This is a genomic window from Congregibacter sp. (assembly GCF_045107095.1).
Lineage (GTDB): Bacteria > Pseudomonadota > Gammaproteobacteria > Pseudomonadales > Halieaceae > Congregibacter.
The window spans coordinates 1-11769 of sequence record NZ_JBGCFU010000102.1; the positions used below are offsets into that span (position 1 = coordinate 1).

The window sequence follows — 11769 nt, forward strand, 5'->3', positions numbered from 1 at the left end:
GGTATGGCTTTGCCCCGTTGCAGATCTATAGCATCGCCATCATCAAGAAACGACACTCGAGCGTTTCGCACTGCGAAGTCCTGATCTTTAAAGCTCGCTTTGCGAAGATCAATAAACAATATGCCGGTCTCGCCGACAACCTCGCCACGGGTGCCCTGTACGATTAGCGCGCTGTTTTCATCGATACCAAATGCCAGGGACTCTCCAGAAAGCTCCGCAGCTTTGATGAGGCGTCCTACGCGACCGCGCTGGAGGAAATGCTGATCGACCATGCCCCAGTCAAAGAACCCGAGCCCTTTGCCTAAACGGAAAGCGTCGAAGTCATCCGCTGCGGATTCTCTGGTATCTATGCCGCGGCTTATAGCATTGAGCGAGGTGCCCCCTAGGATCATTGGTCCGGACATGATGGCCGCCCCGGCAGAGCTGCCCGCAATAAGCCCGCCCTCGACATAAAGATCTCGGATGGCGGCCAGTGCGGGAGTTTCTGTTCCATCCTGAACGAGGGTTCCCACGATGCGAGACTGGTCGCCGCCAGTGAAGAACACGCTGCCGAAGGCCTGAAGCCGTTCTATGAGCCGTGTGTCGAACGCAGATTGCTCACGGGTTTCGTAAAAGATCGGTATGAGTTCGGCGTAAAAGCCCTGAGCGCGAAACTCTTCGACGGTCTCTGAGCCAACCTCCTCAGGATAACCTGAGGCCATAGAGCAAATGGCAATACGGCCTTCGCAGCGCTCGTGCAGTGCTTTGAAGAGTGCCGTGTTGTCTGCCTCGAATCGACCGCCAATCAGCGCCAAGGAACCCAGCGCACGCGAGCTGTTCAGGCGAGTTTTATTTGGATTATCAGACGTCAAGGCGTTTCTCTGAGAGGAGCGGTCGAAAGTTCCTAAGTTGGTGTTCATTATCACTAAAGTATCGGAAATTAGCGACTCTCATCGGCTTTCAAGCAGTCTCTTTCGCGGGTAGAGTAGGGGATTCCCAGAACAACTCGGAGTTTCACCATGCAGTTCCTCGATACCAGCGTGTACCGTGGCCCGAATGTCTATGCGCTTTTTCCGGTAATCCGTCATAGGGTGGATCTTGGTGTACTTGAAGAGTGGCCAACGGCGCGTCTGGGGAAGGATTTTGTGGACGCTCTTGTGGAGGCATTGCCTGGACTTTCTGATCACGGTTGCTCCTATCGAGAGCCTGGCGGCTTGATTCGTCGCATGCTGGAAGACGAGGGCACCTGGCTAGGGCACGTGCTGGAACATATGGTCCTCGAACTGCAGGGTATTGCGGGTTACGACGTGTCTTTTGGAAAGACACGCTCCACGGACGAGACCGGTGTCTACGACATGGTCTTTGAGTTTGAGGAAGAGTTTGCCGGTATAGAAGCGGGCAAGCTGGGATTGGACCTCCTTCACTCCTTGCTACCCAAAGATCTGCGGCCGTCAGATGCACCAGATGACTTTGATTTTGCCGAAGAGCGAGATCAGTTTATTCGCGCATGCCAGTCTCGTTCTCTCGGCCCAAGCACACACTCGCTGGTCAAAGAGGCGGAAGCTCGCGGGGTCCCTTGGATTCGCTTGAACGAGCACAGCTTGATTCAATTGGGGCATGGTCGATACCAGCAGCGTTTGCAGGCGACCATTACCAGTGCCACGCCACACATCGCCGTAGAACTAGCCTCAGAGAAAGACGAGACCAATCGGATTCTCGGTGACTTGGGATTGCCTGTGCCGAGGCAGGCATTGGTTTATCGCCTGCGGAGAGCTATTGCTGCTGCCGAGCGTATTGGTTACCCGGTCGTTCTCAAGCCGCTTAACGCTAACCACGGCCGCGGCGTAACCACCGATATTCAGAACGAAGAGCAAGTCGAAAAAGCCTATGACAAGGCGAAAGAGCACAGCGACGGCGTTATTGTTGAGACCTTTCTCCAAGGACTGGATCACCGTCTGCTTGTCGTTGGCGGACAGTTGGTAGCGGCAGCTAAGCGCGTGCCCGCGCATGTTGTGGGTGATGGCGAATCGACGGTAGAGGCCCTGGTTGCCAAAGTGAATGAAGACCCGCTTCGTGGCGTCGGTCACGAGAAAGTTCTAACACGTATTTCCCTTGATGCTGCCGCTGAGCGGATGCTGGCGCAATCAGGGATGGCTAGCGACAGTGTTCCTGAAGACGGAGCGATTGTTTATCTCCAACCAACAGCAAACCTAAGCACCGGAGGGACCTCGGTTGATGTGACCGACGTGATACACCCGGATAACAAGAGTATGGCTGAGCGGGCCATTTTGGCGCTGGGTTTAGATGTAGGCGGTGTGGATTTTATTACCACTGACATTACCCGGTCTTACGGTGAGGTCGGTGGCGGTATCTGCGAGTGCAATGCGGCGCCGGGCTTTCGAATGCACGTGGCGCCGTCTGAGGGTGAACCTCGCAATGTGGCGGGTCCCGTTATCGATATGCTGTTTCCAAAGGGCAGCCCGTCCTCTATTCCCATTGCAGCGATTACAGGCACGAACGGTAAAACAACAACCTCACGAATGTTGGCGCACATCCTTAAGATGTCAGGGCTGACGGTGGGGCAAACAAGTACCGATGGTGTTTACATTGATGGCCGTTTGACCGTAGCGGGTGACATGACAGGCCCCACTGCAGCACAGATAGTCCTAAGGGATCCTTCCGTAAACGCAGCGGTGATGGAAACGGCCCGTGGCGGAATTTTACGCAGTGGTCTTGGCTATCAGCGCGCAAATGTTTCTGCGTGTTTGAATATCGCCGCCGATCACCTGGGGCTCAAGGGCGTCGACACCCTCGAGGACCTCGCAGAGGTTAAGCGCGTTGTTGTTGAGGTGGCTCGTGATGCGGCGGTATTGAATGCGGACGATGTCCACTGTTTGCAGATGGCGGATCATTGCACCGCAGAGAAACTTTGCTACGTGACAATGAATCGCTCACACCCGCTAGTGCGAGAGCATATTAAAGCGGGCGGTACTGCGCTGGTGCTTGAGCAGGGTATCAATGGCGGCATGATCACCCTCTACGATGAGCAGGGGCACAACATTCCGCTGCTATGGACTCATTTGATTCCAGCAACTCTGGAAGGCCGTGCTTTACATAACGTACAGAACGCGATGTTTGCAGCTGCGCTCGCTTACCATATGAATGTTGACCTGGAGAATATTCGACAGGGTTTGCGAACCTTTGATAGCACCTTCTTTCAGTCTCCGGGTCGCTTGAACGTTTATGACAAGCATCCCTTTAAAGTGATTCTAGATTACGCACACAACCCTGCAGCCGTGAAGATGGTGTGTGACGTTGTAGATCGCTATGAAATTGGTGGACGGAAGATCGTGGTATTAACCATGCCCGGAGATCGCCGTGATGAAGACATCGTAGAAGTCGCCGGTATCGCTGCGGGGCACTTCGATCACTATATTTGCCGCCGTGATGACAATTTGCGCGGTAGAGAGCCCGGAGAAGTCCCCGGCTTGCTCAAGCGAGGCTTACTCGAAGGCGGTGTCTCCGAAGAGAATATCCAAGTGATAGAGCGGGAAGAGGATGCGAATCAGGCAGCCTTGGAAATGGCGCGGGGTGGCGATCTTTTATTGATTCTGGCCGATCATGTAACCCGTTCCTGGAAGCAGATTATCTACTTCCAGCCGGGTGAGGATGTGGTGAGCGAGCAGGGAGATCGTCCTGTGGTCGACGTGCCCGAAGAGTTTGTGGGCAGTTTCTCTTTCTCTGATGACCTTGAGTTGATTCGCGATGAGCGCGGCGTGCGCATCGCCCGGGAGAGTGACGACTAGTATTTCTATGCGTTTGCTTGATTCAAGACGTCTTACCGGCGCGAATTTCTTGCTCCCGCGCGCGGGAGCGGTCATGGATATCTCCGTTGCAGACCGAGAGCGCGAGCTCTTGATAGCCGCTTGGCGTTTGCATGCGAAGCGCTTACTTCAAGAGCTGGACTGGGACGATGAGGAACTTGCTGCTCGACCCTTTGATGGCGGCGTGAGTCTCGCGCTTTCAGCACCAGAAGATGGCCTGTATACCGCCACCGAACTCAATGAAACTGCTTATGAAGCTGCTCGGGACTTGATCGAAGGCAGTCAGCGGCATTTGTTGATCCGTGCAGCGAGGTCCCTGCGCTCTGAGTATCGCGAGGAAGAACGTCCTCGGCTGCAGCGACTTCTTGCAGCAGCACGGGAGCACGTAACCCCGGTCGTTCTCGATGAAGATGTCTTAACGCTCGGGACAGGGAAACATAGCCAAAGCTGGGATTTGTTTGAGTTGCCTCATCCTGACGACGTGGTGTGGCGTCGCTTGAAAGCGGTTCCCACCGCTCTCATAACCGGTACAAATGGCAAGACCACAACAGTTCGTTTGCTAGCGTCTATTGCCAAGATCGCTGGAAAAATCGCTGGCGTCAGTTCTACGGATTGGCTTGCAATGGGTGATGAGCTTCTCCATAGGGATGATTACGCGGGTCCAGGAGGTGCGCGCATTGTGCTCAGAGATCAGCGCTGTGAACTGGCATTACTGGAGACTGCTCGAGGAGGACTCCTTCGGCGAGGTCTTGCGGTGGGGCGCGCAGACGTTGCGCTGATCACTAACATTGCAGCGGATCATCTTGGAGATTTTGGTGTCGAAACCGTAGAGGATCTAGCGGATGTTAAGTGGTCGGTCACTGCGGCGCTGGATGCCAAATCCCGCCTCGTTCTGAATGCCGAGGACCCGCTCTTGATGGCGCGTGCCTCAACTTCCAATGCACCGTTATGCCTGTTTTCCTTATCGCCTTCAGCGCCGGCGTTTAAGGCGCATGTCGCTAAAGGAGGTAAAGGCTTCACACTTCGGCGTGGCCGCCTGGAGTACGTGGATGGTGATGTCGTCACTGGGTTTCTCTCGGTAAAGAAAATGCCTCTTAGCTATGGCGGTGTCGCTAAACACAACGTTGCCAACGCTTTGGCTGCTGCTGCGGTGGCTCATGCGCTGGGAATCGACCTGCCGACGATCGCCAAGGGCCTGTGTGCGCTTTCGAATGAGGCTAACCCGGGCCGAGCGAACATCTATACCGTTGGGGGAGCCACTTTTCTCGTGGACTTTGCCCATAACCCCGCGGGTCTAGAGGCCCTAATGCCCATGATCGAGGGTCTGCCCGCGAAGCGCCGCGCGCTCATAACCGGACAGGCTGGAGACCGCGGAGATGATGATATTCGTGCTTTTGCTGATGCGTCCTCAGTACTACGGTTTGATCGCATCTGGCTCAAACGCATGGATGGTCATGCCAGAGGTCGCTCTGAAGGCGAAGTCGCCGACCTTATGCGCGATGCCTTTATCGCGCAGGGTCATAGCGCAAAATCAATTAGCAATACAAAGACAGAGCTTGATGCGGTGCGAGCTGCGCTTCGCTGGGCCAAGCCTGGTGACCTTGTCGTACTGCTGTCTCACGAAAAGCGCGATAAAACGCGAGAGCTACTCGAATCCCGTGTCGCTAAAGGAACCCAGTGATGTATTTGATTAGCAACGCGGAGTGCTTCGATCCCAACTCCCGAGGGCAACTTGATGTTCTTGTGGCCGGCGGTGAGGTAGTGGCGATGGTTGAGCCCGGCTCTCTTACCGTCGATGCCGAGCGCATTGACGCTACGGGAAAACTGCTGGTTCCCGGGATTGTCGATGCGCTTACCCATCCCTGCGGAGGAGGAGGTGAGGGCGGCTTCGCGAATCGTACCGCGGAGATGGATGTAGAGACCTTTGTGCGTGCGGGGGTAACCGCGCCTGTCGGTGCCCTGGGTACCGACTCTATTGGCCGCTCTCTGGATGTGCTCTACGGCAATGTTATGGGTATGCGCGGCCAGGGACTCAATGCCTATATGCTGAGCGGGGCCTATCGTGTGCCAGCTCCGAGTCTCACGGGTGATATCGCCCGCGATGTTTATCTTGTGGCACCGGTGATTGGTGTCGGTGAGGTGGCGATTGCGGACCATCGTGGCACTCAGCCCACAGCGCAGGAGTTGCGGCGTCTTGCGGCTGAGACCCAGCTTGGCGGAATTCTCGCCGGAGAGGGCGGTACGGTGCTAATTCACGTGGGTGCTGGGGACTCAAGGCTAGCGCTCCTTCGAGAGGCCATTGAGGGCAGTGACCTCTCACCATCGGTTTTGTATCCCACCCACGTTAATCGCTCAACGGCTTTGCTGGATGAGGCTGCGGAATGGGCACTGCAAGGTGGCTTTGTGGATATCACCGTCTCTACCACTCCCGAGCTTATTGCCGCCGGCGATATTACAGCCGATCAGGCTTTGAGGCGCTTGCTTGAGGCCGGTGCTCCCGCTGAGAGAATAACGCTGTCTTCTGATGCTGGGGGGTCGCTGCCTGTCTACGTGGACGGAGAGCTTGTGGGGCTCACCGCCGCTTCGCCTGACTCGCTGTCGAACTTACTTATGTCATTGCTGACTGATCACCCCGACTTGTTTCAGCTCGCGCTTGCGGGCATGACACGTAATCCAGCATCGGCTCTAAAGCTCAACACGGCGGGCGAGATCAGTGTGGGTGGCCGCGCAGATCTGCTGCTTCTGGACCCCGCAGCCAACAAAGTTGATTCCCTTATGTCTAGTGGCAAGTGGTTGCTTCGCAGCGGGGAGTATCTCGGCTAGATCTGAGAGCTCTTGATCCGGACGCTATTGGCAGTATTTCGCAGAGCCTGATTTCTATGGCTTTTTCGTTTATCATCGCGTGATCGCACCGGCTGACCGTGCGTCAACATCGTCAGCAAAAAGTGCTGGGCTTTATGTCCGGTGCACTGAATACAAACCTGCTGACGGATAGTTTGACATGGATTTTGAAGCCCTGGGCCTTTCACCAGACTTGGTGAAAGCGGTTACCAACCGCGGATACACAGAGCCCACCCCAATACAAAGCAAAGCTATCCCTCTTGTGCTTGACGGCTGTGATGTTTTGGCAGCAGCGCAAACCGGGACGGGCAAAACCGCCGCCTTCGTACTTCCTATTCTTCAGCGTCTCGCTTTTGTTGGCGGGGCGCGTGCTCGTCAGGTGCGCACACTGGTGCTGACACCTACACGGGAGCTTGCGTCGCAGATACATGAGTCAGTAGTCGATTATGGGCAGTATCTCGATTTGCGCAGCGCCGTCGTGTTCGGTGGTGTTAAAGCCGACCCACAAATCGCAGCATTGAAGCAAGGTGTCGATGTCCTGATTGCAACGCCTGGCCGTCTTCTCGACCTGGCACAGCAGGGAATGGTGGATTTTTCGGCTCTCGAAGTGCTGGTTCTCGATGAAGCTGACCGCATGTTGGATATGGGGTTCATTCATGATATCCGGCGCATCATCGACATGCTCCCGGTCAATAGACAGACCCTCATGTTCTCTGCAACCTTCTCTAAAGATATCCGTTCGCTGGCGGCAAGCTATCTTGTCGATCCCGAAAGTGTCGACGTAGCGCCAGCCAACAGCGCGACAGAGTTGGTAGAGCAAATGGCTTACCCGGTGGATCGAGAGCGTAAGAGCGAGCTGCTGATTCATTTGCTGAGAGAGCGGCAGTGGTCTCAGGTTTTAGTTTTTTGTCGCACCAAGCATGGTGCAAATCGTTTGAGTAAAAAGGTGATGAGTGCGGGCTTTGCAGCAGCGCCTATCCACGGAAACAAAAGCCAGAACGCGAGACAGCGTGCCTTGGATACCTTTAAGAGCGGTGAGTTGCAGTTACTGATTGCAACAGATATCGCTGCCCGTGGTCTGGACATTGAACAGCTGCCGGAGGTCGTGAATTTCGATCTCCCATCGGTTCCCGAAGACTATGTACATCGCATCGGTCGCACTGGGAGAGCGGGGTCAACAGGCCGTTCTCATTCATTGGTGTCGGCAGAGGATGAGCCACTTTTGCATGCGATTGAGCGTCTTATCCGTAGAGATATTCCGCGAGTTCAGGTTCCGGGTTTTGAGCCGAGTGATACACCGCCGTCGCCGGATACCGCGCTGCGAAGGCCTCTCGGAAGCAAAAAGGCACGCCCTGATTCTCAAAGAGCGGCTGCGGGTTCGCGTCGTCGCCGGGATACAGACGGGACATCAAGTGCGCGCGGCGGCATGGTTACCGTACGTAAAAAGACGGGCTCAAACGGCTGAGTTCTCCTAAGACCCCGGTTAGGGTTAGTCTACTGTATTACAAAAACATCAAGGGATAGCATTATGAAAACACGCGCAGCTGTGGCTCTTGGGGCAGGGAAACCCCTCGAGATTATGGAGGTTGACCTAGAGGGCCCCAAAGCGGGTGAAGTTCTGGTCGAGATCAAAGCGACAGGCGTGTGTCATACCGATGCTTTTACGCTCTCCGGTGATGATCCGGAAGGGGCCTTCCCTGCAATTTTGGGGCATGAAGGTGCTGGCGTTGTCGTTGAGACCGGACCAGGTGTGACGGGACTGTCGCCCGGAGATCACGTGATCCCTCTTTATACTCCCGAGTGTCGGGAGTGTGACTTTTGCTTGAATCCCAAGACTAATCTTTGTCAGGCGATTCGTGAGACTCAGGGGCAGGGTGTAATGCCCGATGGCAGTAGTCGTTTCTCCTTGGACGGTAAACCCCTGCTGCACTATATGGGGTGCTCTACATTCTCCAACTACACCGTACTGCCAGAAATTTCCCTCGCGAAAGTCCGCAAAGACGCACCGTTTGAAAAGATCTGTTACATCGGCTGCGGTGTGACCACGGGAATTGGTGCCGTTGCTTTCACAATGAATGTGGAGGCGGGAGCGACCGTTGCAGTGTTTGGACTTGGCGGTATCGGTCTCAATGTCGTGCAGGGCGCGCGCATGGTAGGCGCCTCGCGAATTATCGGCGTTGATCTCAACCCTGAGCGTGAGGCACTGGGACGGCAGTTTGGTATGACCGAGTTTGTTAATCCGAGCGAAGTTGATGACATTGTGGGCCACCTCGTGGAGATCACGGGGGGTGGTGTGGACTACAGTTTCGAATGCATCGGTAACGTGAATGTCATGCGTCAGGCGCTGGAGAGCTGTCACAAGGGTTGGGGACAGAGCTGCATCGTTGGTGTTGCGGGCGCGGGGAAAGAAATTTCTACTCGACCTTTTCAACTGGTGACCGGTCGCAGCTGGCGGGGCACCGCGTTTGGCGGCGCCCGTGGCCGGACAGACGTACCACGCATTGTCGACTGGTATATGGATGGCCGTATCAATATCGACGACTTGATCACCCACACCATGCCTCTCGATGACATCAACAAAGCCTTTGATTTGATGCATTCGGGCGAGAGCATTCGCTCCGTCGTTCTGTACTGAGGCGCTCATGGAACAGGTAGCATCAGTGCTTAGCTTTGGCGGTAAACAACTGCGGTTTAAGCACCATTCCACAGTGCTCAACTGCGAAATGCATTTCTCTTTGTATCTTCCCCCTCGGGCAATGGCTGAGTCGGTGCCGTTATTGACCTGGCTTTCGGGGCTTACCTGCACTGACGAAAACTTTGTGCAGAAGGCCTGCGCCCAACGTGCCGCTGCAGAGTACGGAGTGGCAATTCTCGCTCCGGATACCAGTCCTCGGGGAGAGAGCGTTGCCGATGATGTCGACGGCAGCTGGGATATGGGCCTCGGCGCTGGTTTTTATGTTAATGCGACTCAGGCTCCCTGGGCTGACCACTATCAGATGTATGACTATGTTTTGCATGAGCTCCCATCGCTTGTCGCCGAGGAGCACCCCGTAGATCTCTCACGCCAGGGTATTTTTGGGCACTCCATGGGGGGGCACGGCGCTCTTAGCATCGCTCTTAAGAATCCATCGCGCTATCGAAGTGTGTCGGCTTTTGCGCCGATTTGCGCGCCTCTCCACTGCCCCTGGGGAGAGAAAGCATTTTCCGCTTACTTGGGCTCGGATCGGAACCTCTGGGCGCAGTACGATAGTTGTGAACTGGTCCGTGCGTCGACGGAGCGCCTTCCGCTTTTGGTTGATCAGGGAGCTGGCGACAGTTTTCTTGAAGAGCAGCTGAAGACTCCGCTCTTGGCGTCAGCCTGTGAAGAGAGTGACTATCCCGCCACCATTCGCATGCGCGATGGTTACGATCATAGCTACTTCTTCATCGCCAGTTTTATGGATGAACATATCGCGTTCCATGCCCAGCATTGCGCTGGATAGGGCAGCGTTAACGCTTCACCGAGTCCTCACGGGATGTCAAAGGCTGAGCTTGGTTCTGACTAAGTAAATCGACCCTTTTCGGGTCTTCGCGCAGTCCGATGTTTAGCTGTCATTTACGGTCTATTTTGCTAAATCCCCGGGTCATTGAGTGACCGGGGTAGCCCCTTCAGTATCCGGTTCCCCGGTAATTTATGCAGGAGTTATACGATGCCCCATTCCGCTTTTATTTACGACGCCGTCCGCACCCCCCGAAGTAAAGGTAAGCCCGGAGGAAGCCTCCACGAGGTTAAGCCTCTGGACCTTGGCTCGGGCCTGCTGCGTTCGCTGCAGGAACGCCACGATCTGGACACGAGTTACGTCGATGACGTGGTTATGGGCTGTGTTACACCTATTGGCGAGCAGGGCTCCGACATCGCCAAAATGCTCGTGCAGAACGCTGAGTGGGATGAATCCGTTGCCGGCGTACAGTTGGATCGATTCTGTGCCTCTGGCCTTGAGGCGGTAAACATTGCGGCTCAGAAGGTCGCCTCTGGTTGGGAGGATCTTGTTGTGGCGGGTGGTATCGAGTCCATGTCTCGAGTGCCCATGGGATCCAACGGTGGCCCCTTGAGTTCTGATCCCGCCTTTGCGGCAAAGACAGGGTTTGTTCCTCAGGGCATCGGTGCAGACACCATCGCCACCCTCGCAGGGTGGCGTCGTGAAGACGTAGATCGCTATGCGGTGGAATCTCAGCGCCGTGCAGCACACGCGCGCGACAACGGATACTTCGATAAGTCCGTCGTACCCGTGCGTGATGAGTCCGGGCTCACTATTTTGGAAAAAGACGACTTCATCAAGCCGGGTACAACACTAGAGACTCTGGGTGGACTTAATGCATCTTTTGAGATGATCGGCCAGTTTGGTTTTGATGACGTGATTTTGCGCAAATATCCCGTGCTGGATCATATTGATCACGTACACACACCGGGTAACTCCTCGGGCATCGTCGATGGGTCCAGTGCGGTTCTCATCGGCAGCGAGAAGGCTGGAAAGGATCTGGGTTTAACACCGCGAGCGCGTATCGTCGCTACAGCAGTCCTGTCTACGGATCCGGTAATTATGTTGACGGGGCCTGGTCCGGCGGCGAAGAAGTGCCTCGAGAAAGCCGGCATGAAGAACGAAGACATTGATCTTTGGGAGATCAACGAGGCCTTTGCATCTGTGGCTCTGCGTTACATGCAGGATCTCGGCATCGATCACGAGATCACTAATGTAAACGGTGGCGCTATAGCCATGGGGCATCCGCTGGGCGCAACTGGCGCGATGTTGGTGAGCATCATGCTTGATGAGCTGGAGCGTCGGGATTTGCGGCGCGGAATGCTGAGCCTTTGTGTGGGCGGCGGCATGGGTATCTCAACGATCATCGAGCGGGTTTAAGCGCTCCGCGCTAAGGATTGAATGTTATGACTATGCACTACGAGAAAGACGCCGACGGCATTGTAACTGTGACAATGGATATGACCGGCCCTGTGAACGCAATGAATGCGGAGTTCAGTGAAGACTTCGGCGCCGTGGTTGATAAGCTGGAGGCCGAGGAGGGATTGAGCGGCGTCGTGGTTGCGTCGGCAAAAAAAGTGTTCTTTGCCGGTGGCGATCTGAACGAT

At 55.4% G+C, this 11769-nt stretch carries 9 protein-coding genes; 8 read left to right on the forward strand and 1 reads right to left on the reverse strand.

Features of this window, described 5'->3' with window-relative positions; translation table 11 throughout:
• Positions 1-851: cyanophycinase (locus tag AB8B76_RS12950; RefSeq protein ID WP_405273069.1), on the reverse strand; the 851-nt coding region annotated here is incomplete at its 3' end.
• A gap of 147 nt (positions 852-998) precedes the next feature.
• On the opposite strand from AB8B76_RS12950, the gene cphA reads away from it, so the two are divergent.
• The 8 genes from cphA to AB8B76_RS12990 all read left to right on the forward strand — a co-directional run.
• Entirely contained in the window at positions 999-3785 is a 2787-nt protein-coding gene (cphA, locus tag AB8B76_RS12955; RefSeq protein ID WP_405273070.1) for a cyanophycin synthetase, read from the forward strand.
• 73 nt (positions 3786-3858) lie between these two features.
• Positions 3859-5484, forward strand: a complete 1626-nt coding sequence (locus AB8B76_RS12960) for a Mur ligase family protein (RefSeq protein WP_405273071.1) — start codon at positions 3859-3861, stop codon at positions 5482-5484.
• Positions 5484-6626: an amidohydrolase family protein gene (locus AB8B76_RS12965; protein WP_405273072.1), complete on the forward strand. Its 1143-nt coding sequence runs from the start codon at positions 5484-5486 to the stop codon at positions 6624-6626. Before AB8B76_RS12960 ends, AB8B76_RS12965 begins: the two co-directional genes overlap by 1 nt.
• 178 nt (positions 6627-6804) lie before the next feature.
• A complete protein-coding gene (locus tag AB8B76_RS12970; RefSeq protein ID WP_405273073.1) occupies positions 6805-8109 on the forward strand; it encodes a DEAD/DEAH box helicase in 1305 nt (434 codons plus the stop codon).
• Positions 8110-8172: 63 nt separating this feature from the next.
• Positions 8173-9279: an S-(hydroxymethyl)glutathione dehydrogenase/class III alcohol dehydrogenase gene (locus AB8B76_RS12975; RefSeq protein ID WP_405273074.1), complete on the forward strand. Its 1107-nt coding sequence runs from the start codon at positions 8173-8175 to the stop codon at positions 9277-9279.
• 7 nt (positions 9280-9286) lie between these two features.
• The gene (fghA, locus tag AB8B76_RS12980; RefSeq protein WP_405273075.1) at positions 9287-10126 is read left to right on the forward strand and encodes an S-formylglutathione hydrolase; all 840 of its coding nucleotides are present in this window, start codon (positions 9287-9289) and stop codon (positions 10124-10126) included.
• Positions 10127-10333: 207 nt separating this feature from the next.
• A complete protein-coding gene (locus tag AB8B76_RS12985) occupies positions 10334-11542 on the forward strand; it encodes an acetyl-CoA C-acetyltransferase (protein WP_405273076.1) in 1209 nt (402 codons plus the stop codon).
• Positions 11543-11568: 26 nt separating this feature from the next.
• Positions 11569-11769: enoyl-CoA hydratase-related protein (locus AB8B76_RS12990; RefSeq protein ID WP_405273078.1), on the forward strand; the 201-nt coding region annotated here is incomplete at its 3' end.